Origin of the sequence: Klebsiella sp. K5-204 (assembly GCF_030128585.1) — a bacterium.
Classification (GTDB): domain Bacteria; phylum Pseudomonadota; class Gammaproteobacteria; order Enterobacterales; family Enterobacteriaceae; genus Klebsiella; species Klebsiella quasipneumoniae.
In genome coordinates this window covers 311,992-336,036 of sequence record NZ_JAKUZS010000007.1, presented here as the reverse complement: position 1 = coordinate 336,036, position 24,045 = coordinate 311,992, and the positions used below count along the sequence as shown (strand labels likewise).

Here is a 24,045-nt window from a genome sequence, read left to right as displayed (position 1 = left end):
AAGGCGTTATCAAAAAAAGGAGATGGAGATCATGAAACAAACCGTGGCCGCATACATTGCCAAAACGCTGGAACAGGCCGGCGTGAAACGTATCTGGGGCGTCACCGGCGATTCCCTCAATGGATTGAGCGATAGCCTGAACCGCATGGGCACCATCGACTGGATGGCCACCCGGCACGAAGAGGTCGCCGCTTTCGCCGCCGGCGCGGAGGCGCAACTGACCGGCGAACTGGCGGTCTGCGCCGGTTCCTGCGGACCGGGTAACCTGCACCTGATCAACGGTCTGTTTGACTGTCACCGCAACCATGTCCCGGTGCTGGCCATTGCCGCCCACATCCCTTCCAGCGAGATTGGCAGCGGCTATTTCCAGGAGACCCATCCCCAGGAGCTGTTCCGCGAATGCAGCCACTACTGCGAGCTGGTCTCCACCCCGGAGCAGATCCCGCAGGTGCTGGCGGTGGCGATGCGTAAGGCGGTGATTAACCGCGGCGTTTCGGTGGTGGTTCTGCCCGGCGACGTGGCGCTGAAAGCCGCCCCGGAGAGCGCCAGCAACCACTGGTATCATGCGCCGTTGCCGACGGTCTCCCCGGCCGACGAGGAGCTGCGCAAGCTGGCGCAGCTTATCCGCTACTCCAGCAATATCGCGCTCATGTGCGGTAGCGGCTGCGCCGGCGCCCACCAGGAGCTGGTGGAGTTCGCAGCGAAAATTAAAGCCCCCATCGTCCATGCGCTGCGCGGTAAAGAGCATGTGGAGTATGACAACCCGTATGATGTGGGCATGACCGGGCTGATTGGCTTCTCTTCTGGCTTCCACACCATGATGAATGCCGACACCCTGATCCTGCTCGGCACCCAGTTCCCCTATCGCGCCTTCTATCCGACCGACGCCAAAATTATTCAGATCGACATTAACCCCGGCAGCATCGGCGCGCACAGTAAGGTTGATATGGCGCTGGTGGGCGACATCAAATCAACGCTAAAGGCGCTGCTGCCGCTGCTGGAAGAGAAAACCGATCGCCGCTTCCTCGATAAGGCGCTGGAGCACTATCGCGACGCGCGAAAAGGACTCGACGATCTGGCGAAGCCCAGCGAGAAGGCGATCCACCCGCAATATCTGGCGCAGCAGATCAGCCATTTTGCCGATGAAGACGCCATTTTCACCTGCGATGTCGGCACCCCGACCGTCTGGGCGGCACGCTATCTCAAGATGAACGGCAAACGCCGCCTGCTGGGTTCATTCAACCACGGCTCCATGGCCAACGCCATGCCGCAGGCCATTGGCGCCAAAGCCACCGCGCCGGAGCGTCAGGTGGTGGCCATGTGCGGCGACGGCGGGTTTAGCATGCTGATGGGGGATTTTCTGTCGCTGGCGCAGATGAAGCTGCCGGTGAAAATTATCATCTTTAACAACAGCGTGCTGGGTTTCGTGGCGATGGAGATGAAGGCCGGGGGCTATCTCACCGACGGCACGGAGCTGCACGAAACCAACTTCGCCCGCATCGCCGAAGCCTGCGGTATTAAAGGTATTCGCGTTGAGAAAGCCGCCGAGGTGGATGAAGCGCTGCAGACCGCCTTCCGCACCGACGGTCCGGTGCTGGTCGACGTCGTGGTCGCCAAAGAGGAGCTGGCGATCCCGCCGCAGATCAAGCTGGAGCAGGCGAAAGGCTTTAGCCTGTATATGCTGCGGGCGATCATCAGCGGGCGCGGCGATGAAGTCATCGAACTGGCGAAAACCAACTGGCTCAGGTAAAACAGAAGCAATACTCTGAACCAGAACAAGGAAAAGCCGTGATCGATCTGCGCAGTGATACCGTTACCCGTCCCGGGCGCGCTATGTTGGAAGCCATGATGGCCGCCCCGGTCGGGGACGATGTGTATGGCGACGACCCTACCGTCAATGAACTTCAGCGCTACGCCGCCGACCTGGCCGGCAAAGAGGCGGCGCTGTTTCTGCCCACCGGCACCCAGGCCAACCTCGTCGGCCTGCTCAGCCACTGCCAGCGCGGCGAAGAGTATATCGTCGGCCAGGGGGCGCATAACTATCTGTACGAAGCCGGCGGGGCGGCGGTTCTCGGCAGTATTCAGCCGCAGCCGATTGACGCCGCGGCGGACGGCTCGCTGCCGCTGGATAAAGTCGCAGCGAAAATCAAACCTGACGATATCCATTTTGCCCCGACCCGCCTGCTGAGCCTGGAAAACACCCATAACGGTAAGGTGCTGCCGCGCGACTATCTCCAGGAAGCCAGGGCGTTTACCCGCCAGCGCGATCTGACGCTGCACGTCGACGGCGCGCGCATCTTTAACGCCGTGGTCGCCTACGGCTGTGAGCTGCGCGATATCGCCCAGTACTGCGACTCCTTCACCATCTGCCTGTCAAAGGGGCTTGGCGCCCCGGTTGGCTCGCTGCTGGTCGGCAGTGAGGCGTACATTCGCCGCGCCGTTCGCTGGCGGAAAATGGTCGGCGGCGGGATGCGCCAGGCGGGCATTCTGGCCGCCGCCGGGCTGTACGCGCTGAAAAATAACGTGCAGCGCCTGCAGGAGGATCATGATAACGCCGCGTGGATGGCGGATCAGCTGCGCGCCACCGGCGCCGACGTCACCCGTCACGATACCAACATGCTGTTCGTTCGCGTCGGTGATGAACAGGCCCGGGCGCTCGGCGAGTTTATGCAGGCGCGCGGCGTGCTGATCAACGCCTCGCCCATCGTCCGTCTGGTCACTCACCTGGATGTCAATCGTCAGCAGTTGAGCGAAGTGGTCGCCCACTGGCAGGCTTTTTTACAACGCTAAGGAGTCAGGCGTGTCGCAATCGGTTTTGGTGCTCGGCGCCAGCGGCTATATTGGTCAACATTTAGTCCGCGAATTAAGCGCGCGGGGTTATCCGGTGCTGGCGGCGGCGCGCCATACCGACCGACTGCAAAAACTCGCTTTGCCCGGCGTCACCTGCCGGTCAGTCGATCTCAATCAGCCGCAGGCTCTGCCTGCGCTGCTCACAGGTATCGATACCCTTTACTATCTGGTACACGGCATGGGCGAAGGCGGCGATTTTATCGCCCATGAGCGTCGGGTGGCGACGCATGTTCGCGATGCCCTGCGCCAGACGCCGGTGCGTCAGATTATTTTTCTCAGCTCGCTGCAGGCTCCAGCGCAGGAGCAGTCCGACCATCTGCGCGCTCGTCAGGTCACCGGCGATCTCCTGCGCGAGTCGGGCGTGCCGGTAACCGAGCTGCGGGCCGGAATTATCGTCGGCGCCGGCTCCGCCGCCTTCGAGGTGATGCGCGACATGGTCTATAACCTGCCGGTGCTGACCCCCCCGCGCTGGGTGCGTTCGCGTACCACCCCTGTCGCGCTGGAAAACCTGCTCGTTGACCTCGTTGAGCTACTGAATCATCCTTCCGACGCGCACCGCGTCTTCGAAGCCGCCGGTCCGGAGGTGTTAAGCTATCAGCAGCAGTTCATTCGCTTTATGGCCGTCAGCGGCAAACACCGCCCGCTCATTCCGATTCCCCTGCCGACGCGCTGGATCTCGGTGTGGTTCCTCAATGTCATCACCTCGGTGCCGCCGACCATCGCCAAAGCGCTAATTCAGGGGTTGAAGCACGATCTGATCGCCGATGACCGGACGCTGCGGGCGCTGATCCCGCAAACGCTGGTCCCCTTCGATCAGGCGGTTCGCCGCACCCTGAAAGAAGAAGAGCAGCTGGTAAACTCCAGCGACTGGGGCTACGACGCCCAGGCTTTCGCCCGCTGGCGACCGGAGTATGGCTATTATCCGAAACAGGCAGGCTGCACCATCACCACTCAGGCGAGCCGCAAAGCCCTGTGGCAGGTCGTTAACCAAATCGGCGGTAAAGAGGGTTATTTTTTCGGCAATCTGCTGTGGAAAACCCGCGGCGCGATGGATCTGCTGGTCGGCCACCGGCTGGCCAAAGGGCGACCGCAGCGCGACTATCTGCAGACCGGCGATACGGTCGACAGCTGGAAGGTGATTATCGTGGAGGAAGAAAAACAGCTCACTCTGCTGTTCGGCATGAAAGCGCCGGGACTGGGCCGGTTAAGCTTTACCATTAACGATAAAGGCGATCGTCGTGAACTGGACGTCCGCGCCTGGTGGCACCCGCACGGTATGCCGGGCCTGGTCTACTGGCTGCTGATGATCCCGGCGCACCTGTTTATTTTCCGCGGTATGGCGCAACGCATCGCCCGGTTGGCCGAACAAATCTCAGGCAGAGTCGAAGGATAAGCATTATTCTTTCATGATTCTCATTGCATAGTCGGGAGAATCACGGAAAAATGCGCACGAAATTCTTTTCTGGGACAGTAGAGTAATATGAAGGTACTGGTTACCGGTGCGACCAGCGGATTAGGCCGCAACGCAGTGGAATATCTGCGCAACAAGGGCATCAGCGTGCGAGCGACCGGGCGCAACGAAGCGATGGGTAAGCTTCTGAGCAAAATGGGGGCGGAATTCATCCCGGCAGATTTAACCGAGCTGGTCTCTTCGCAGGCTAAAGTGATGCTCGCCGGTATCGATACCCTGTGGCACTGCTCAAGTTTCACCTCGCCCTGGGGCACGCAACAGGCTTTCGATCTCGCTAACGTCCGCGCCACCCGCCGCCTCGGCGAATGGTCGGTAGCATGGGGCGTACGCAATTTCGTCCATATCTCTTCGCCCTCGCTCTATTTTGATTATCACCACCATCGCGATATTCAGGAAGATTTCCGCCCGCACCGCTTCGCCAATGAGTTTGCCCGCAGCAAGGCGGCCAGCGAAGAGGTGATCAACCTGCTGGCGCAGGCCAACCCGCACACCCGTTTTACCATTTTGCGCCCGCAGAGCCTGTTCGGGCCGCACGATAAAGTCTTTATTCCCCGGCTGGCGCAAATGATGCAGCACTACGGCAGCGTCCTGTTGCCGCGGGGCGGCAGCGCGCTGGTCGATATGACCTATTATGAAAATGCCGTCCACGCGATGTGGCTGGCGAGCCAGCCTGCCTGCGATCATCTTCCCTCCGCCCGCGCGTGGAATATCAGCAATGGCGAACCGCGCACCCTGCGCAGCATCGTGCAGAAACTGATCGATGAGCTGGGCATCAAATGCCGGATCCGTTCAGTTCCCTACCCGATGCTGGATATTATCGCCCGCAGCATGGAGCGTTTTGGCGATAAAACGGCCAAAGAGCCGGCCTTTACCCACTACGGCGTCTCTAAACTTAATTTTGATTTTACGCTCGATATCACGCGCGCGCAGGATGAGCTGGGCTATCAGCCGGTGGTGACGCTGGACGACGGGATTGTGCGTACCGCCGCCTGGTTACGCGACCACGGTAAACTTCACCGCTAACCCTGGCCATATTTCTCTAACAGCGCCTCGGCTATCGCTTCGGTTTGCGCATCCGCTACGCCATCCCAGCGCTGGGGGCGGAAGTGCATCTGGAAGGCGATAATTACCCGTTTCTTCTGCGCGGGAGTCATCTCCGGCGTGACCTGATAGCCGTAGCGCGCCAGCAAATCCAGCACCTCCTCAGGGTCCACTGGCTCACTGGGCGGCCGCCCGTTCAGATAAAAAGCCACCCGCTGCTCGTCCGGCCAGGCGCCAATCCCCTGCTGCGCCAGCTGTTGCCAGGGGAACAACGGCCCCGGATCGTCTTTGCGCTGCGGGGCGATATCGGCATGGGCCACCACGTTCTGCGGCGCGATGTGGTAGCGGGTGATAATATCGCGCGCCAGCGGGATCAGGGCCGCGATCTGTTCCGGGTGAAAGGGGGTAAAGCTTTTACCTCCCGCGGTCTTCTGCCAGCCGCGGTTTTCCAGTTCAATACCGATGGAAGTATCGTTGATGCGCGTGCTGCCGCGCCAGTAGCTTACACCGGCGTGCCAGGCCAGATCCTCTTCCGGCACCAGCTGCCAGATCCGCGGTTTATTATGGTGGCGCGGCGGCTGTTCAGGAATTAAATAGTGGGAGCTGACCTCTTTATCGGTCAGGGTCGCCAGAGAAGTATCAAAGTTGTCTGCCGTATAGTGGATCACCAGCACTTTTATTCGCGGATAGGCCGCCTGCGCCGGATGGCGGATGTCCAGCTGGTATCCATCGCGATCGATAATCCCTTTTTCGCCGGCACAGCCGCTTAGCAGTAACGCCAGCAGCGCGATCAGCGCAATCCGTGTCATTCTTTCATCCTTGCCCGGCAGCGTCTCCGGGTTAATAAGACCATCGATTTCGTCCTTTATTTTTCGCCTGGTACAGCGCGCTGTCCGCCCGGGCGATCAGCGTCTCCATCGGAACCGTGCCGTCGGAGGCGACGACCCCCATACTGACGGTCACCACCGAGGCCACCGCCGAAGCCTCATGGGGGATCGCCGCCTCGCTAATTTTCTGCTGAATGCGCTCGGCAATGGAGGTGGCTCGCGCTAAGGAAACCCCCGGCAGCGCGATGACAAACTCTTCGCCGCCGTAGCGGGCGACCAGATCGCCCTCTGCCCGTACCGCCATTTTAAGCACCTGGGCGACAGTCGATAAGCAATCGTCGCCAGCCTGATGGCCATAGTGGTCGTTGTAACGCTTAAAGTAATCGACGTCGATCATCATCAGCGCCAACGGCGTTTTTTGCTGCCAAATCTCCGCCAGATAGGCATTCAGCGCCCGGCGATTCGCGGTCCCGGTTAATGCATCCTGGTTGGCAATACTTTCCAGCCGCTGAATAAGCCGCATATTTTCCTGATGCGTCTTCCAGGCCTCATCATACCAGCGCTTAAGAATACGCCTGCCATAGAGTAAAATCGCCGTAAAAATGCCCCACAGGATCAAAAAGCGGACCTCAGTGTGAGGGTGGTTCTGTATACCCGCCAGCAAGGCGGTTCCCCATAGCGGAAGCATAAAAGCGATAATGCCGGGCCAATGGTGATACAGCGCGGCGAGGCCGGTGGTCATTAATATCACCAGCAGCGGCCAGGCGAAGGGCAGTGTCCAGAAAAAGATAAAACAGTAATTACTCAGGGACCAGCACAGGCTGAGTGCCAGCTGCAGGCCGGTGATAATACTCAACGTATAGCGCCCCTGCGCCAGGCGCGGCGTGACGGCAATAATGGCTAAAATTACCGAAATAATAATAACCGCGATCAGCGCGACTTCGACATAAGGAATAACCGCCTGGTGCGTTAACAGCTTCTTATCAAAATGAGTAAAGATAAAATTGCGGAAGAAAACCATTAACGCAAAAGCGATATTGACAAAGGCCAGCCAGGGCATACTCATGGATAGCGCATGGCGCTGGACATTATCTCTGGTGGCCCACAGCTCGGTTCGCAGCTGGCGGACGCCCTCTTGCTTATTTGTTAACATCTTATCTCCCTGGTGACCTGCATGACCATGGGCGCAGACCCTGCTTTGCTTTATGATAAACCATGTTTCCGGGAATGTCTGTCAACGCTGCCCCCCTTTCTGCCCCGGCGCCTTAAGCTGATTTTCTGCTAACGTCAGATGAAAAGGGTCTGGTCCTCTCCCTATGTGTATCCGGCAAAAAAAAGCAAGCATTATCAATGCGAAATACGTCATCTTTTCTTTAAAAAAGAGTTAACTAACCGTCATAAAATTGCAGTATTCCACTTGAAAAAAAAACGGTGTTAGTACAATCTGAAACCGCTCATTGGTGAGATAAAACAAGAGCATGATGATAGCAAGATAAACAATGGAGTCTAAAAATATGAAATATGCAGCTTTAGTGGCAGGTGCAGCATTGTTTTTAACGGCGAACGCCTTCTCTGCAGAAATTTTAACGAAAGAAGCCTTCGATAAGGTCCATACGCAATATACTAAAATCGGTACCATTTCTTCTACCGGTCAGACTGCACCCAGCGATGCCCGTGAAGAACTGATTAAAAAGGCCGATGAGAAAGGCGCAGACGTTATCGTGCTCTCTTCCGGTAATACCGATAAAAAACTGCACATCTCCGCTAACATCTATAAGAAGAAGTAATTAATCTTATATTTCAAGAAACATTATCATATTGCCCGGGTAATGTTTCTTGTTTGCCCAAAAAGTCTGTTAATTTTTAAACGGCCCCCAGATTTTCCTGCCTTAATATCATACAGCGATCTCCCCTGTCGATGTCCTGCCCTAAGGCCGTAGTCACATCAAGGACTTAGCTCTTTGCGTCAAGTACAATCCGCACGCTATACGCTATGCTTTAACGGAAACTGAAAACGTAGTTCGCTTATAAGGAAATCATCATGCGCTACAAACTTCTTGCAGCACTTCTCCCTTGCGCGCTGGCGCTCAGCGCCTGTACGACCGTCACCCCGGCCTATAAAGATAATGGCACCCGCAGCGGCCCCTGTGTCGAAGGCGGCCCTGACGACGTAGCGCAAAAATTCTACGACACCCAGCTCCAGAACCGTACGCAGGATCCGGCGGCGCTGCGCCCCTATCTCAGCGACGGCCTGGCGAAGTTACTCAATGACGCCCGTCAGGATCCGGCCAACAGCAAACTGCTGCAGGCTAACCTGTTCTCGAGCAGCAGCACCCCGGCGGACAGCGCCGTCGTCGCCAGCGCCTCAACCATCCCTAATCGCGATGCGCGCAACATTCCGCTGCGCGTGGAGCTAAAGCAGGGAACCCAGAGCTGGAAAGACGAAGTGCTGATGATCCAGGAAGGCCAGTGCTGGGCCGTCGATGACGTTCGCTATCTCGGCAACAACAGCCACGCGCCGGCCGGGACGTTACGACAGAGTCTGGAGAAACGTTAGTTCCGGAGTTGAAGCGACGTCGCTGAAACGATAACCCCGGTAAAATGTCGGTATTCGCCCCGAGAATGCCGACATTTACTCCCCCCTCACCCACCAGGCAATATTTTGTGCTAACTTTAAAGCTAAACGTGGTTTAGATTTAACTTTTAACGCATAAATATTGCATAACTATTCTGCCAAAGGTAGTATTTGCGGCCTCAATAGCTATTCGTATCAGACTGCCCAGATGAGTATTAAACTAAACGGCATTAATTGCTTCTACGGCGCGCACCAGGCGCTGTTCGACATCACGCTGGATTGCCCGCAGGGGGAAACGCTGGTGCTGCTCGGCCCCAGCGGTGCCGGGAAGAGCTCGCTGCTGCGCGTACTCAACCTGCTGGAGATGCCTCGTTCCGGTTCATTAACCATCGCCGGTAACCATTTCGACTTCACCAGAGCGCCGTCCGATAAAGCGATTCGCGAACTGCGGCAGAACGTCGGCATGGTCTTTCAGCAGTACAACCTGTGGCCGCACCTGACGGTACAGCAGAACCTGATCGAGGCCCCCTGTCGCGTACTGGGGTTAAGCAAGGATCAGGCGCTGGCTCGCGCAGAGAAGCTGCTGGAGCGCCTGCGTCTGAAGCCCTACAGCGATCGTTACCCGCTGCATTTATCCGGCGGTCAGCAGCAGCGTGTGGCGATCGCCCGCGCGCTGATGATGGAGCCGCAGGTTCTGCTGTTCGATGAGCCTACCGCGGCGCTCGACCCGGAAATCACCGCCCAGATCGTTAGCATCATCCGCGAGCTGGCTGAAACCGGCATCACCCAGGTTATCGTCACCCATGAAGTTGAAGTGGCGCGCAAGACGGCAAGCCGGGTGGTGTATATGGAAAATGGCCATATCGTCGAGCAAGGGGATGCCTCCTGCTTCACGCATCCGCAAACTGACGCGTTTAAAAACTATCTTTCACACTGATGTTTTTCGGGGAAATGACGATGAAAAAAGTACTGATTGCCGCCCTGCTCGCAGGCATGAGCCTCTCCGCTTCCGCCGCGCAAACCATTCGTTTCGCCACCGAGGCCTCCTACCCTCCGTTTGAGCTGGTGGATGCCAACAACCAGATCGTCGGTTTCGATGTGGATCTGGCTAACGCGCTGTGTAAAGAGATCGACGCCACCTGTACCTTTACCAACCAGGCCTTTGACAGCCTGATCCCGGGCCTGAAATTCCGCCGTTTCGACGCGGTCATGGCCGGGATGGACATCACGCCTGAGCGTGAAAAGCAGGTCCTGTTCTCCACCCCGTATTATGACAACTCGGCGCTGTTCGTCGGTCAGCAGGGCAAGTTCACCAGCATTGACCAGCTGAAGGGCAAAAAAGTGGGCGTACAGAACGGCACCACCCACCAGAAATTTATCACGGATAAACATCCGGAAATCACCACCGTGCCTTACGACAGCTACCAGAATGCGAAGCTGGATCTGCAGAACGGTCGTATTGACGCGGTCTTCGGTGATACCGCCGTGGTCACCGAATGGCTGAAGAGCAATCCGAAGCTGGCGGCCGTGGGCGATAAAGTGACCGACAAAGCCTATTTCGGCACCGGGCTGGGCATTGCCGTGCGTCAGGGCAACACCGACCTGCAGCAGAAATTTAACGCTGCGCTGGAAAAAGTGAAGAAAGACGGCACTTACCAGACCATCTATAACAAATGGTTCCAGAAGTAAGACTGAATGAACGAAATTTTTCCATTAGCAAGCGCCGCCGGGATGACCGTCGGCCTTGCCGTTTGCGCGCTCGCCATCGGCCTCGTCCTGGCGATGCTCTTCGCGGTACTGGAGTCAGTGAAATGGCGCCCGGTAGCCTGGCTTGCAACCGGCATTGTGACCATTCTGCGCGGCCTACCGGAAATTCTGGTGGTGCTGTTTATCTATTTCGGCTCTTCCCAGCTGCTGCTGACGCTCTCTGACGGTTTTACCATCCCGCTCGGGTTCACGCAGATCCCGGTGCAGATGCAGATTGAGAACTTTGACGTCAGTCCGTTCCTCTGCGGGGCGATCGCCCTGTCGCTGCTGTATGCCGCCTACGCCTCGCAAACGCTGCGCGGCGCGCTGAAAGCCGTTCCGCAGGGTCAGTGGGAGTCCGGCCAGGCGCTGGGGCTGTCGAAAGCGGCCATTTTCTTCCGCCTGGTGATGCCGCAGATGTGGCGCCATGCCCTGCCCGGTCTCGGCAACCAGTGGCTGGTGCTGCTGAAGGACACCGCGCTGGTGAGCCTGATCAGCGTCAACGATCTGATGCTGCAGACCAAAAGCATCGCCACCCGCACTCAGGAGCCCTTTAACTGGTATATCATTGCCGCGGCAATCTATCTCGTCATCACCCTGTTGAGTCAATACATCCTTAAGCGGATTGACCAGCGTGCGACGCGCTTCGAACGGAGACCAGGCTGATGCTCGACTACTTACCCGAACTGCTGAAAGGCCTGCATACCAGCCTGACGCTGACCGTGGCGTCGATTATCGTGGCGCTGATCCTGTCGCTGATCTTTACCATTATCCTGACGCTGAAGACGCCGGGGCTGGTGTGGATAGTGCGCGGCTACATCACCCTGTTTACCGGTACGCCGCTGCTGGTGCAGATCTTCCTGATCTACTATGGCCCCGGGCAGTTTCCTTCGCTGCAGGAATATCCATGGCTGTGGCATCTTATCTCCGAGCCGTGGCTGTGCGCCCTGATCGCCCTGTCGCTTAACAGCGCCGCCTATACCACCCAGCTGTTTTACGGCGCCATCCGGGCGATCCCCGACGGGCAATGGCAGTCGTGCAGCGCGCTGGGGATGAGTAAAAAGGATACCCTGGCGATCCTGCTGCCGTACGCCTTTAAACGCGCGCTGTCGTCCTACTCCAACGAAGTGGTGCTGGTGTTCAAAAGTACTTCTCTGGCCTACACCATCACCCTGATGGAAGTGATGGGTCACGGCCAGCTGCTGTACGGACGGACCTACGACGTGATGGTGTTCGGCGCCGCCGGGATTATTTATCTCATCGTCAACGGGTTGCTGACCCTGTTGATGCGCCTGGTGGAGCGCAAAGCGCTAGCTTTCGAACGGCGTAACTAGCGCCTGGCGTATTTGCATAATAAGCGAACAACAAGACGGACAAGTCTAATACCTGTCCGTCTTTTTTTATATCAAATAAAATATTTAATCATTTTTATTGCATACAAATTCATTTAATGGCATTGTCACCCTATGCCGCAGACACGGCGAATAATCATAAGATTGACAGACGGGAGTTCCACGATGAAAAAGTTAGTTCTGGCTGCACTGCTCACCACGTTCACCTTCGGCGCCGCCGCCGCGGAGAAAATCAGCTTCGGCGTGTCCGCGACCTATCCGCCGTTTGAATCGATGGACGCGAATAACCAGATTGTCGGCTTTGATATCGATCTGGCCCATGCGCTGTGCAAACAAATGCAGGCAGACTGCACCTTTACCAACCACGCGTTTGACAGCCTGATCCCGGCGCTGAAGTTTAAGAAGTATGACGCGGTGATTTCCGGAATGGATATTACGCCGGAACGCAGCAAGCAGGTGGCCTTCACCGACCCGTACTACGCCAACTCCGCGCTGGTGATCGCCAAAAAAGACGCGTTCCACTCGTTCGATGATTTGAAAGGCAAACGGATCGGCATGGAAAACGGCACCACCCACCAGAAATATCTGCAGGATAAACATCCTGAGGTGAAGACCGTCGCCTATGACAGCTACCAGAACGCGATTATCGACCTGAAAAATGGCCGTATCGACGGCGTGTTCGGCGACACGGCGGTGGTCAACGAGTGGCTGAAAACCAACCCGCAGCTGGGGGCAGCCACGCCGAAAGTAACCGATCCGCAATACTTCGGCACCGGCCTTGGGATTGCCGTGCGCCCGGATAACAAGGCGCTGCTGGAGAAACTGAACGCCGCGCTGAAGGCGATTAAAGCCGACGGTACCTACCAGAAAATCAGCAACCAGTGGTTCCCGGAGTAACTTTTTTGCCGGGGGGGCGCTGCGCTTACCCGGCCTGCTCCGTCCCCGTAGCCGGGTAAGGCGTGGCCGCCACCCGGCAATTTCTCAAAGTGGCACGAAGAACCTGAACCGCGCCCCGCTTACCGACTCCACCAGCCGGATCCCGCCCCCATGCAGCTCCAGCATCCGTTTCACAATCAGCAGCCCTAACCCACCGCGATCCTCCCGCGACGCCTGGGTAGACAACGCCGACGGCCGCTGGAACAGATCATCGCGCAGCGCGGCATCGACGCCCGTTCCGTTGTCTGCCACTTCAACCTGGAGCTGTTGATTCTCCTGCCAGACCGCCAGACGGATCTCCCCGCCGACGGGAGTATGCCGCATCGCGTTATCGAGCAGGTTGGTCACTACCCTCTCAATCATCGACACATCGGCGTTGATCAGCGGCAACGGCCCCGGCACATCAATTTGCAGGTTCACCGCGCGCGTGCGGGCGGTGAGTTCAAACTTCTGCGCCACGTCGGAAATCAGCTCCCCCATCGCGAAACGCTCGCGCTGCGGCTTAATGCCCCCGTGCTCCAGTCGCGCCAGCTCAAACAGCTGCTGTGAAAGATGGCGCACCTTGTTGCCCTGGCGCAGGGCGATGGTGAGATACTGCCTGCGCTCCTCGGCGGTCAGCCGTTCGTCCTTCAGAGTCAGCGTTTCCAGATACCCCAGCAGCGAAGTCAGCGGTGTGCGCAAATCGTGGGAAATATTGGCCACAAATTCTCGGCGCTGGCGGTCGCTGTCGGCCAGCCGATCCCACTGACCGGCTATCTGCCGGGCAAGGTCAATAAAGCGGTTCTCAAGGACCGCTACCTCGTTACCTGGCTGTGGCTCCGGCGTGCGGGCCGCCAGGGTTTTGATGGCGCTGATGCTGTCCCGATCGTTCGCCGCCACCTGGGCGGTGAGCTGGCGGACAGGCCGGGTAACCCAGAACCATGCCAGGCCTCCCGCCAGCAGACCAAACAGGGCCACCAGCAGCAGGGTCCACAGAACAATGCTCCACAGCGTTTTTTGCCAGGCGTCGGCCGCCAGCTGATTAAAGGTCTCCCCCTGCAAAATGATATACAGGTAGCCGCGCAGCTGGCCGTTGACGCGCAGCGGGGCGGCGCTGAAGACTTTTCGCCCGTCAAGGCTGCGGGGATCGTCGCCATACACCGGCGACGTACTGCCGGTGAGAAAAACCTGTACCGGCGCCATGTCGATCCGCTGGCGTTGGATATGGCCCGGCGGCGCCGCATCGGCCAGCAGGTCGCCATCCGGCGACAGCAGATAGAGCTCCACGCTGGGATTAAAAGTCATCAGGCGGTCAAACAGCGACTTCAGGGTTTGCCGGTTGACCTCGCCGTGGGCGTCCAGCAGCGGTTCGCGGGCCACAATTTGCTGAGCCAGCCCGGCGGAGAGGCGCTGCACCATGGCGTTGCCATACTGCGCGCTGCTGTGTAACTGAACGGCGCACACCGCCGCCGCGCACAGCATCAGCAGGGAGACCACCACCAGCGCCAGCCGCTGGCTGAGGCTCAGTCGGCGGATCACGGGGCGGCCTCCTGGGTCACCGGGGCGAACTTATAGCCTTTTCCCCAGACGGTCAGAATGATGTCCGGCTCGGCCGGGTCACGTTCGATTTTGCTGCGCAGGCGGTTGATATGAGTATTGACCGTGTGCTCATAGCCCTCATGCTGATATCCCCAGACCTGCTCCAGCAGCGCCAGCCGGGAAAACACCTCCCCGGGATGGCGGGCAAAGTAATACAGCAGCTCGAATTCGCGCGGGGTGAGGTCCACCATCTCGCCGCGCAGCCTCACTTCGCGGGACAACGGATCGATGCTCAGACCATGGCAGGACAGGCGCCCGGCGTCCATCAGCAGGTTCTGCCCCATCGCCTCCTGGCGACGAAACAGCGCTTTAACGCGGGCGATAAGTTCCAGTAACGAAAAGGGTTTCGCCAGATAGTCGTCGGCGCCCATCTCCAGGCCCAGCACACGGTGCATTTCGCTGGTGCGAGCGCTGATGATGATCACCGGCAGATAGCGGGTCATCTGGCGGATGCGCCGGCAGATCTCCAGGCCATCGACGCCGGGCAGCATCAAATCGAGGATCACCGCATCCCAGACCCGCGTTTCCAGTCGGGCGAGGGCCTGGCCGCCATCGGCCTCATGCACAATCTGATAGCCCTCATCCTGCAGATTGAGCCGCAGCAGCGTGGCTATATCCTCATCATCTTCCACCAGCAGAATGGTTTTGGCCATTAGATTCCCCCCACCAATAACAAAACATGCTGCGTCAAGCTTACCCGATTTCGGCGGCGCAAAGCCTTCACATTTTGTTTAAACTTCGCGGACCAGCAGGGTCAGCACTTCGTAGTGGGCGGTATGAGGGAACATATCAAACAGCTGGACCCGCTCGACGCGATAGCCGCTAAGACGGGCAATGTCGGTCGCCATGGTGCGGGCGTTACAGCTGGAATAGATAATGTAGGGCGGCGCCATGCGGCTTAAATAGTCGCACAGTTCAGCGCCAATGCCGCGTCGCGGCGGGTTGACCAGCACCAGCTGCGGGATATCCGCTTCATGCGTGGCGAACCGCGTGGAGTCCAGCGCCTGAAAATGCAGATTGCCGAGCCCCAGCTGCGCGGCAGACTGCCTGGCGCAGGCGATCGCTTCCGGGGCAATCTCTATCCCGGTCAGGCGCATCGCCGGCGTCGCGCAGTGCAGGCCAAAACCGCCGACGCCGCAAAACAGATCCCACATATGCTGGACCGGCAGCGCGCGCACCCAGTCGCGGGCGGTGGCGTACAGCCGGCTGGCTACCGTCGGGTTAGTCTGAAAGAAGCTTTGCGGACGGATCCACAGCGGCACCTCATTAAAGACCTCGCCCAGCGCCTGCTGTTCGGTGAAGAAGATCTCCTGTTCGCCTTCCATGATTGCCATATGCACCGGCTGGATATTCGCCGTGATCACCTTGAGCTGCGGGAGCTGTGCCTGCAGCCAGGGCAGCGCGGCGCGCAGCTGGGCCACCTTGGCCTCTGAGCGCAGCACAAAGCGCAGCATCATCTCCCCCTGCTGGCTGGCGGTCAGCAGCAGATATTTCAGCTCCCCGCGCTTGCGCGCGACGTTGTAGGGAGTTAACCCGGCGCGGGCGATAAAGGGCTTCAGGCCGGCAAACACCGGCGCAAACTCGGCGGGATAGAGCGGGCAGTCGGTGAGGTCCACCGGGGTGCCATCGCGGTGCAGCATCCCCAGCAGCGGACGCTCAACGCTGCCGCTGACCACCATTTTGGCCTTGTTACGGAAAGCCGCCTCCGGCCCGCTGACCGGCTCGCCCCAGTCGGCGACGGGGATTGCCGCCAGCAGCGTGCGCAGGTCGGCCATTTTATCGGCGAGCTGTTGCGGAACCGACCGTTCCAGCCATTGACAGGAACGGCAGCGGCCGACGTCGTAGAGTGCGCAATGCATAATTGACCTTCAAAATTCCAGGGGCGGGGATTGTATCACCGTTATTGCAGGCGGAAAAACCGACGGCAGGTCGCTGGCACAAACAGCAGCGTCAGGACCAGCAGATCCGGCAGTTTTTGCATCACCAGCGAGTGGAAGATCTCCCGTTTGGATTCGCCGGGAATACTGAACAGCTCCGGATACCCGTAGCCCAGCGACGCCGCCCACAGGTAGCCGGCGGCTATCATCTGCGTCAGCAGATAGACCCAGCGCGCCCAGTTGCGCCCTTTCACCAGCGAGAAGGCGCACCAGATTTCGATAAACACCAGCGCCAGGCTGCCGAGGAAGACCAGCGTCAGGTTCCAGGTCTGGACGCTACGGTGTATGAATTCGTTCAGCCCCTGCAGGCCCAACAAATTGAGGATCATCAGCAGATCCAGACCGCGAATCAAAATAATCGCAAAGGCCGCCACCTGCACCAGCGCAGGGACGTTAAGGCGGGCATGCGATGAGCGAGTTTTCGTAAACAATCCCAACGTAATGTCTTCCATGAAAACGGCGCCACAGAGTGGCGCCGACCGGAGGCTGCTGTACCGATTTTAGGTGGTTCAGCCTTGTCTTGCACGCTGGATATCGCGCACTCGCTGCTTTTCTGCGCGGGCCATCAAATACCAGGCGATAAAACCAACAACGCCGACCACGCCGAGGATGAGCGTCGCCAGGGCGTTAATCTCCGGGTTGACCCCCATGCGCACGCTGGAGAAGACCAGCATCGGCAAGGTCGTGGCCCCGGGACCGGAGACAAAGCTGGCGATCACCAGGTCATCCAGCGACAGCGTGAAGGCCAGCAGCCAGCCGGAGATCACCGCTGGCATAATCATCGGCAGCGTGATGACGAAGAAGACCTTCAGCGGCGCGGCGCCCAGATCCATCGCCGCCTCTTCGATCGAGTGGTCCAGCTCACGCAGGCGCGAGGAGATCACCACCGCCACGTAGGCGGTACAGAAGGTGACGTGCGCCAGCCAGATGGTCAGCATCCCGCGATCCGACGGCCAGCCGATAGCATGTCCCAGCGCCACGAACAGCAGCAGCAGCGAGAGCCCGGTGATCACGTCCGGCATGACCAGCGGCGCGGTGATCATAAACGCGAAGCCGTTGGAGCCGCGAAAACGTCCAAAGCGCACCATCACCACCGCGGCGATGGTGCCAAGGATCGCCGCCGCCGTCGCCGCGCAGGCGGCGATAGTCAGGCTGAGCCCCACCGCGCTCATCATCGCGTCATCGTGGAACAGCTCGCTATACCAGCGCGTTGACCACCCGGCCCAGACCGTCACCAGCTTTGAGCTATTGAAGGAGTAGATCACCAGCATCAGCATCGGGGCATAGAGGAAGGTGAACCCGAGCACGAGGATCAGAATGCGCCACGGCGAGCGTACTACCGGCAAGTCGTTCATCCCTGCTCTCCCATCTGTTTTTGCTGGTGCTTATGGAACCACATGATCGGCACGATCAGCAGCAGCAGCATGACAATCGCTACCGCCGAAGCCACCGGCCAGTCACGGTTGTTAAAGAACTCCTGCCACAGCACGCGGCCAATCATAATGCTGTCCGGCCCGCCCAGCAGCTCCGGGATCACGAACTCCCCCACCGCCGGGATAAACACCAGCATGGAGCCAGCGATAATCCCCCCTTTGGTGAGCGGAACGATCACCTGAAAGAAGGTCTTCAGCGGCCGGGCGCCGAGATCCAGCGAGGCCTCCACCAGCGAATAGTCGATGCGGGTCAGCGCGGTGTAGATAGGCAGCACCATAAACGGCAGATAGGCATAGACGATACCGATATATACCGCCAGGTTGGTGTGCAGGATCTCCAGCGGCTGATCGATAACCCCTAGCCACAGCAGGAAGTTATTCAACACCCCGTTGCTTTTCAGCAGTCCCATCCAGGCATAGACGCGGATCAAAAACGACGTCCACGACGGGAGGATCACCAGCAACAGCAGAATATTGCGCGTCGACGGCTTGCTGTGCGCCACCGCCCAGGCCAGCGGATAGCCCAGCAGCAGGCAGCAGAGCGTCGAGATGCCCGCCACCTGCAGCGACTGCAGATAAGCCTCAAAATAGAGCGGATCGTCGGTCAGCTGCAGGAAGTTGGCAAAGTTAAGGGTCAGCGTCAGCTGACCATCCGCCCACTCCATCAGATCGGTGTAGGGAGGGATCGCCCGCGCCATCTCGGCAAGACTTATCTTGAACACGATCAGGAACGGCAGCATAAACAACAGGATCAGCCACAGATAGGGCAGCGCGATCACCAGCTTGCGGCCATGCGCCATCTGCAGGCGCGCCGCCCACAGCGCGAAGCCGCCCGGTTTTTTCGCCCCTGACGGGGATTCAACGGTACTCATCGCCCTCTCCTTACACCGTCAGTACAACGCAGCTGTCCGCATCCCAGCATAAACGCACCTCGTCACCCCAGGTGGGCGTTCCTTTCCGATGGCGGTGCTCATTCTGCAGCTGGGCGCTGATCATCTGCCCGCTTTGCAGGCGCACATGGTAGATGGAGAGATCCCCCAGATAGGCGATATGAATCACCTCGCCGACGGCAAAATTGTAGCCATCCGCCGGCGGCTCATCGCACAGCATGATCTTCTCCGGACGCAGCGCCACCCACACCGGCACGTTGTCCACCACCGAGGCGTCGGGGTCGACCTTCAGCGGATGCACCAGTCCCGGCGAGCGCAGCACCAGGCCATCTTCCAGACGCTCTTTCACCAGCCCTTCAAAGACGTTCACCGAGCCGATGAACTCGGCGCTGTAGCGGGTGGTCGGGTGCTCGTAAATCTCTTCCGGTTCGCCAATCTGCACAAACTTGCCGCGGTTCATGATGGCGATACGGCCCGCCATGGTCATGGCCTCTTCCTGATCGTGAGTCACCATCACGCAGGTCACGCCAACGCGCTCAAGAATATCCACTACTTCCAGCTGCATGCGATCGCGCAGCTTTTTATCCAGCGCCCCCATCGGCTCGTCGAGCAGCAGCAGCTTTGGTCGTTTCGCCAAGCTGCGCGCCAACGCGACGCGCTGGCGCTGACCGCCAGAGAGCTGGTGCGGCTTACGTTTAGCGAACTCCTGCATGTGCACCAGAGCCAGCATCTCCTGCACCCGGGCGGTGATTTCCGCCTTAGGCAGACGATCCTGCTTCAGACCGAAAGCGATATTCTGCTCAACGGTCATATGGGGAAACAGGGCGTAGGACTGGAACATCATATTGATAGGCCGCTGATAGGGCGGTACGCGCGCCAGATCCACGCCGTCGAGCATAATCTGTCCGGCGGTCGGTTGCTCAAAGCCCGCCAGCATGCGCAGCAGGGTCGATTTCCCGCAGCCTGATGCGCCCAGCAGAGCAAAAATTTCGCCTTTATAAATAGTGAGACTGACATCGTCGACAGCGTGCTGGCCATCAAACGACTTGGTTAAGTTACGGATTTCCAGCAGCGGGGTCAGCGCTTTGGGGGCTTTCGCCTGTGGGCGGGGCATTACGTCGTTCAATCGGGTGCTCTCCGGCAAAAAAACGATCACCATATGGTCCGGTGCCATACTTCGTGCTTAACAGTGCAGGTGCACCATCCTGGTGCTTCTGCTCGCCGGGCGCGCTGCCATTTCCCGGCGAGTGCCGTTCTGATACGGCCCGCTTACCGGGCCGTCAGAGTTTATTTACCGCTCTTCACTTTGGTCCACGCGCGGGTGCGCACGCGGTCGATCTTCGGATCCTGCACCTTCAGCGTGAACAGTTTGGCGAACACATCCGCTGGCGGATAAATCGCCGGGTTGTTACGGATAGTCTCGCTGACCAGCGGCGTAGAGGCCTTGTTGCCGTTGGCGTAGAACACCTGGTCGCTGATTTTGGCGATCACATCCGGGCGCATCAGATAGTTAAGGAACTGATAGGCCTCATCTTTATTTTTAGCGTCGGCCGGCATCGCAAAGACGTCAAAGAACGCCAGGGCGCCTTCCTTCGGAATAAAGTAGGAGACGTTGACGCCGTTCTTCGCCTCTTTCGCGCGGTTCGCCGCCTGCCAGACGTCCCCTGCCCAGCCGATCGCCACGCAGATGTCGCCATTGGCGAGGTCGTTAATATATTGCGAAGAGTGGAAGTAGCGGATGTTCGGCCGCAGCTTCAGCAGCAGATCGGTGGCCGGACCGGTGTAATCATTCGCTTTGCTGCTGTTCGGATCCTTGCCAAGGTAGTTCAGCACGGTGGCGAAAATCTCTTCCGGCGCGTCGAGGAAGGAGACGCCGCAGCTTTTCAGTTTTTCAAGGTTCTCCGGCTTCAGCACCAGATCCCAGCTGTCGACCGGCGCATCTTTGCCGAGGACGGCTTTCACTTTATCAACGTTGTATCCAATGCCCGTCGTCGCCCACAGGTAAGGCATGGCGTATTTATTCTCCGGGTCATGCTTGGCGACCAGCTTCAGCACTTCGGGGTCGAGATTCTTCCAGTTCGGCAGCTTGCTCTTATCCAGCGGCTGGAACACGCCCGCCGCCAGCTGGCGCTCAAGGAAGCTGGCCGATGGCACCACCAGATCGAAACCGGTGCTGCCGGCCATTAATTTACCTTCCAGCACTTCATTGGAATCAAAAACGTCATACACGACTTTAATCCCGGTCTCTTTTTCGAAATTGGCCACAGTGTCCGGCGCAATATAATCAGACCAGTTATAGACATGCAGGTTTTTTTGTTCGGCGGCGAGCGAACCGGCAGAGACGGCCATCAGCGCACCCGTAACCAGACCTGTTAACCATTTTTTACCAAAGGCGGTCATATCTCTTTTCCTTCTCAACGCCCGTTAACTTACGGGCTCAAATATACGCATTTCTACGCATGCAAAAATCATGCATATTTTTTCATTGCCTGAGAAAAGGAGAGCGGATCTCTCCCGGAGTGGTTGCTCGCAACTGGAAGCATCGCCAGAATAACTGTAGCCAGAATAAGAGGCTATAGCCCAGGTAAAAAAACGCCTTTTATCAAATTTTTATGCAATAACGGTCTACGTGATAAGCCAAAACGGCCTGAATGGCGGTGAATAATGCTTTAAAGAAAGGTTAAATGCAGAATAAAAGCGGGTAATACGCAGCCGCTGCGGTAGTGGCTGCGCTAATTTTAGGCAGGTTTAGTGAAGAAAATGGTATTGCACGTTTTCTGCGGCCGGCTCTTCTTCTTCGCCTTTGTACAGCAGCTGATTGGCGCCGGCTTCGAGGATCACCATCGAGATCTGCTCCTCGCTTTGGCGGAAGAACCAGGCGAACTGCTCCATCGTCACCCCGGGGCCGATAGACAGCGACTGGCAGACCACCAGCTTGGGCAAATTATCGTCCTGAATGTCGATAAACGCCTTCACGGTTAACGAACTGGCGTTGATGGCCGAGAGATCCGCCGACAGCGCCAGTAAAGCAGACGGCTTTACCTCCGCCAGGGCGGAAAAGAGCACCACGTTATCCACCAGGTCAATTTTGGCATCAAAAATACCGTCGAAATTCTGCATATGCGGCAGGTGCAATGCCTGACAGGAATCGCACTCAAAAAAGCTGATGCCGATCTCATCCAGCCAGCGACGTAGCGTATCCAGACCTGGAACGACCAGTGAATCCATAGTGCCTGTGACCTCTTACAGTGGAAAAACGACGCCATAGCTTACGCAAAAAAAGCGCCGCATACCATGACAGTCTTGCATCCGGCGGTTAGCCGCCTATTTTCAAACAGAATTCCGGTGTCGCCTGGCGCTCGATCCAGGCGATCATCCTGCTGGCGATGTCCACGCCGGAGGTGGTTTCCACGCCTTCCAGTCCGGGCGAGGCATTCACCTCCATCACCAGCGGCCCGCGGGTGGCGCGTAAAATATCGACACCGGCGACGTCCAGGCCCAGGGTTTGCGTCGCCTTGATGGCAATGGCGCGCTCCTCATCGCTAATCTGCGCCACCGTAGCCATGCCGCCACGGTGCAGGTTAGAGCGAAAATCGCCCTCTTTCGCCCGCCGTTCGATCGCCGCCACCACCTCATTGCCGACCACCAGGCAGCGAATATCGCAGCCTTTCGCCTCGGCAATGTACTCCTGCACCAGGATGTGGGCGTTCAGCCCGCGAAAGGCGTCGATCACGCTCTCCGCCGCCTGGCGGGTCTCCGCCAGCACCACGCCGATCCCCTGGGTGCCCTCCACCAGCTTCACCACCAGCGGCGCGCCGCCGACCATGGCGATCAGATCGCTGGTGTCATCGGGGGAGTGAGCGATGCCGGTCAGCGGCAGATCGATGCCCTGGCGCGCCAGCAGCTGCAGCGAGCGCAGCTTATCGCGAGCGCGGGTGATGGCGACCGATTCGTTCAGCGGATAGCTTCCCAGGAGCTCAAACTGACGCAGGGCCGCGGTGCCATAGTAGGTAATCGCCGAGCCAATGCGCGGGATCACCGCATCAAAGTGCGGCAGCTGGCGCCCTTTATAGTGGATCGAAGAGGCCACCGGGCTGACGTTCATATAACAGGAAAGCGGATCGAGGATCTCGACCTGATGCCCGCGCTGTTGCGCCGCTTCGCGCAGGCGTCGACATGAATAAAGCGTTCCATCCCGGGATAATATGGCAATTTTCATCCTGCACCTCTGCAAAAAGACCCGCACTGGCGGGCCTCAGCTATCGAACACACTTCCACCTTTCCTGCCGCCAGCGGCGGATACCGCCTGGCCGGAGCAGCAGTGTACACGTAATCAGCGCGTTGCCCACCCCTGCTTATGCAGATAGTCGAGAATAAACGGACGACTCTCTTTCACGATAGTGCGACGGATATGATCGCTCCAGGTATCGCGGCGGGCGTTGCTGCCGCGCGACAGATAATAGTGCGCCAGCTGTTCGTCATACTCCCCCAGCAGCGCGTTATCCAGCGGCTGATAGCGGTTCTCATGCACCAGCATGGCGGCCGGCATCCGCGGCTTGATGTCCGGGTTATCCGCCGGCCAGCCAAGGCAAAGACCGAACAGCGGCAGGACGTGCTGCGGCAGCTCCAGCAGCTCGGTCACCGCCTCAATGCTGTTGCGCAACCCGCCGATATAGACGCCACCCAGCCCGAGGGACTCGGCGGCGGTCAGCGCGTTTTGCGCCAGCAGCGCCGTATCGACAACGCCGATCAGCAGCTGTTCCGCCAACCCCAGCTCCGCCTGCGGGCAGATCTGCAGGTGGCGGTTAAAGTCGGCGCAGAAGACCCAAAACTCCGCCGCCTGGGCGACGTGCTGCTGGCCGCCGGTCAGCGGGACCAGACGTTCACGCAGGGCCGGGTCGGTAATACGGATGATGGAGGTGCACTGTAAAAAACTCGAGGTAGATGCCGCTTGCGCGCTGGCGATAATCGCCGCGCGCTGTTCGTCGCTCACGGGCGCATCGGTGAAGTGGCGGATAGAACGGTGGCTGCGCAGCAGCTCAATGGTCGGCGTCATTTCGTTTTTCTCTGTCAGACAAGGATTCAGGCTCAGGAGAGTGGGTTAACTGCGGGGCCACGATCTGCGCCATCCGCCACATCACGACGATGGCGGCGGGGATCATCAGCACGATCCCGGCAAAGAGCATCACCAGCGCCGCGGTCGGGCTGGCAATGGGCGCAGGCAGCTGGACATACTGGTTAAGCGAGAGCCAGGCGAGGGTTAACAGCCCCATCCCGAGGATCTCAACCAGCAGTATGCTTTTTGGCAACGGGGCAAATTTTCGCATCACGCCTCTCCGGTTGATAAACGCGGCGCGCCAGCCAATGCCACCGCGCCGCCGGGTCAGTATACGGGTTTTGATAGTACGA

General features: G+C 58.7%; 25 protein-coding genes. 11 read left to right on the top strand and 14 right to left on the bottom strand.

Annotated features, from left to right (window positions below):
- Window positions 1–31 precede the first annotated feature (31 nt).
- The 4 genes from poxB (at window position 32) to MKR05_RS19850 (ending at window position 5,344) form a co-directional block, all read left to right on the top strand.
- Window positions 32–1,750, top strand: a complete 1,719-nt coding sequence (gene poxB / locus MKR05_RS19865; RefSeq protein ID WP_238875052.1) for a ubiquinone-dependent pyruvate dehydrogenase — start codon at window positions 32–34, stop codon at window positions 1,748–1,750.
- 38 nt (window positions 1,751–1,788) lie between these two features.
- Window positions 1,789–2,790 carry a low-specificity L-threonine aldolase gene (gene ltaE / locus MKR05_RS19860; protein ID WP_238875055.1) on the top strand — a complete coding sequence of 334 codons (1,002 nt, stop codon included), beginning with the start codon at window positions 1,789–1,791 and terminating at the stop codon, window positions 2,788–2,790.
- Window positions 2,791–2,800: 10 nt separating this feature from the next.
- Window positions 2,801–4,243: an SDR family oxidoreductase gene (locus tag MKR05_RS19855; RefSeq protein WP_048297143.1), complete on the top strand. Its 1,443-nt coding sequence runs from the start codon at window positions 2,801–2,803 to the stop codon at window positions 4,241–4,243.
- A gap of 87 nt (window positions 4,244–4,330) precedes the next feature.
- The gene (locus tag MKR05_RS19850; RefSeq protein WP_002896399.1) at window positions 4,331–5,344 is read left to right on the top strand and encodes an NAD(P)-dependent oxidoreductase; all 1,014 of its coding nucleotides are present in this window, start codon (window positions 4,331–4,333) and stop codon (window positions 5,342–5,344) included.
- Here the strand turns inward: MKR05_RS19850 and MKR05_RS19845 are convergent.
- Both MKR05_RS19845 and MKR05_RS19840 read right to left on the bottom strand, forming a co-directional pair.
- A complete protein-coding gene (locus MKR05_RS19845) occupies window positions 5,341–6,171 on the bottom strand; it encodes an N-acetylmuramoyl-L-alanine amidase (RefSeq protein WP_044521894.1) in 831 nt (276 codons plus the stop codon). The genes MKR05_RS19850 and MKR05_RS19845 overlap by 4 nt on opposite strands.
- A gap of 31 nt (window positions 6,172–6,202) precedes the next feature.
- Entirely contained in the window at window positions 6,203–7,342 is a 1,140-nt protein-coding gene (locus MKR05_RS19840; protein WP_044521893.1) for a GGDEF domain-containing protein, read from the bottom strand.
- 361 nt (window positions 7,343–7,703) lie between these two features.
- Between MKR05_RS19840 and yahO the strand changes: the two genes are divergently transcribed.
- The 7 genes from yahO to artJ all read left to right on the top strand — a co-directional run bounded on the left by yahO (window position 7,704) and on the right by artJ (window position 12,759).
- Window positions 7,704–7,976 (top strand): DUF1471 family periplasmic protein YahO, encoded by a 273-nt coding sequence (gene yahO / locus MKR05_RS19835; RefSeq protein WP_023288992.1) that lies wholly within the window; start codon window positions 7,704–7,706, stop codon window positions 7,974–7,976.
- Between the two features lie 254 nt (window positions 7,977–8,230).
- Window positions 8,231–8,746, top strand: a complete 516-nt coding sequence (locus MKR05_RS19830; RefSeq protein ID WP_023288991.1) for a lipoprotein — start codon at window positions 8,231–8,233, stop codon at window positions 8,744–8,746.
- A gap of 226 nt (window positions 8,747–8,972) precedes the next feature.
- Window positions 8,973–9,701: an arginine ABC transporter ATP-binding protein ArtP gene (gene artP, locus MKR05_RS19825; RefSeq protein ID WP_032428704.1), complete on the top strand. Its 729-nt coding sequence runs from the start codon at window positions 8,973–8,975 to the stop codon at window positions 9,699–9,701.
- Window positions 9,702–9,721: 20 nt separating this feature from the next.
- Window positions 9,722–10,453 carry an arginine ABC transporter substrate-binding protein ArtI gene (gene artI, locus MKR05_RS19820; RefSeq protein ID WP_002896390.1) on the top strand — a complete coding sequence of 244 codons (732 nt, stop codon included), beginning with the start codon at window positions 9,722–9,724 and terminating at the stop codon, window positions 10,451–10,453.
- A gap of 6 nt (window positions 10,454–10,459) precedes the next feature.
- Window positions 10,460–11,176, top strand: a complete 717-nt coding sequence (artQ, locus tag MKR05_RS19815) for an arginine ABC transporter permease ArtQ (RefSeq protein WP_023288989.1) — start codon at window positions 10,460–10,462, stop codon at window positions 11,174–11,176.
- A complete protein-coding gene (gene artM, locus MKR05_RS19810) occupies window positions 11,176–11,844 on the top strand; it encodes an arginine ABC transporter permease ArtM (RefSeq protein WP_004201338.1) in 669 nt (222 codons plus the stop codon). Before artQ ends, artM begins: the two co-directional genes overlap by 1 nt.
- A gap of 183 nt (window positions 11,845–12,027) precedes the next feature.
- Window positions 12,028–12,759: an arginine ABC transporter substrate-binding protein ArtJ gene (gene artJ / locus MKR05_RS19805; RefSeq protein ID WP_032455247.1), complete on the top strand. Its 732-nt coding sequence runs from the start codon at window positions 12,028–12,030 to the stop codon at window positions 12,757–12,759.
- A gap of 84 nt (window positions 12,760–12,843) precedes the next feature.
- Here the strand turns inward: artJ and MKR05_RS19800 are convergent, their stop codons facing one another.
- From MKR05_RS19800 to MKR05_RS19745, 12 genes are all read right to left on the bottom strand, one after another.
- A complete protein-coding gene (locus MKR05_RS19800) occupies window positions 12,844–14,316 on the bottom strand; it encodes an ATP-binding protein (protein WP_238875057.1) in 1,473 nt (490 codons plus the stop codon).
- A complete protein-coding gene (locus MKR05_RS19795; protein WP_023288987.1) occupies window positions 14,313–15,029 on the bottom strand; it encodes a response regulator transcription factor in 717 nt (238 codons plus the stop codon). Before MKR05_RS19795 ends, MKR05_RS19800 begins: the two co-directional genes overlap by 4 nt.
- Window positions 15,030–15,107: 78 nt before the next feature.
- A complete protein-coding gene (gene rlmC, locus MKR05_RS19790) occupies window positions 15,108–16,235 on the bottom strand; it encodes a 23S rRNA (uracil(747)-C(5))-methyltransferase RlmC (RefSeq protein ID WP_238875059.1) in 1,128 nt (375 codons plus the stop codon).
- A gap of 41 nt (window positions 16,236–16,276) precedes the next feature.
- Window positions 16,277–16,765 carry a YbjO family protein gene (locus MKR05_RS19785; RefSeq protein WP_023288985.1) on the bottom strand — a complete coding sequence of 163 codons (489 nt, stop codon included), beginning with the start codon at window positions 16,763–16,765 and terminating at the stop codon, window positions 16,277–16,279.
- Window positions 16,766–16,822: 57 nt separating this feature from the next.
- Window positions 16,823–17,668, bottom strand: coding sequence for a putrescine ABC transporter permease PotI (gene potI / locus MKR05_RS19780; protein ID WP_023288984.1), 846 nt, complete (start codon window positions 17,666–17,668; stop codon window positions 16,823–16,825).
- On the bottom strand, window positions 17,665–18,618 hold the full coding sequence (potH, locus tag MKR05_RS19775) for a putrescine ABC transporter permease PotH (protein WP_004201331.1): 954 nt from the start codon (window positions 18,616–18,618) through the stop codon (window positions 17,665–17,667). The genes potI and potH overlap by 4 nt, the downstream gene beginning before the upstream one ends.
- Before the next feature lie 10 nt (window positions 18,619–18,628).
- The gene (potG, locus tag MKR05_RS19770; protein ID WP_044521950.1) at window positions 18,629–19,762 is read right to left on the bottom strand and encodes a putrescine ABC transporter ATP-binding subunit PotG; all 1,134 of its coding nucleotides are present in this window, start codon (window positions 19,760–19,762) and stop codon (window positions 18,629–18,631) included.
- A gap of 161 nt (window positions 19,763–19,923) precedes the next feature.
- Window positions 19,924–21,036, bottom strand: coding sequence for a spermidine/putrescine ABC transporter substrate-binding protein PotF (gene potF / locus MKR05_RS19765; protein ID WP_102005528.1), 1,113 nt, complete (start codon window positions 21,034–21,036; stop codon window positions 19,924–19,926).
- Window positions 21,037–21,384: 348 nt separating this feature from the next.
- Window positions 21,385–21,864 carry a YbjN domain-containing protein gene (locus tag MKR05_RS19760; RefSeq protein ID WP_002896365.1) on the bottom strand — a complete coding sequence of 160 codons (480 nt, stop codon included), beginning with the start codon at window positions 21,862–21,864 and terminating at the stop codon, window positions 21,385–21,387.
- A gap of 88 nt (window positions 21,865–21,952) precedes the next feature.
- Window positions 21,953–22,855: a 30S ribosomal protein S6--L-glutamate ligase gene (gene rimK / locus MKR05_RS19755; RefSeq protein ID WP_023288981.1), complete on the bottom strand. Its 903-nt coding sequence runs from the start codon at window positions 22,853–22,855 to the stop codon at window positions 21,953–21,955.
- Window positions 22,856–22,969: 114 nt separating this feature from the next.
- Window positions 22,970–23,692: a nitroreductase NfsA gene (gene nfsA / locus MKR05_RS19750; protein WP_101861861.1), complete on the bottom strand. Its 723-nt coding sequence runs from the start codon at window positions 23,690–23,692 to the stop codon at window positions 22,970–22,972.
- Complete coding sequence (locus MKR05_RS19745; protein ID WP_004201326.1) at window positions 23,676–23,963, bottom strand: YbjC family protein; 288 nt, start codon at window positions 23,961–23,963, stop codon at window positions 23,676–23,678. The genes nfsA and MKR05_RS19745 overlap by 17 nt, the downstream gene beginning before the upstream one ends.
- Window positions 23,964–24,045 lie beyond the last annotated feature (82 nt).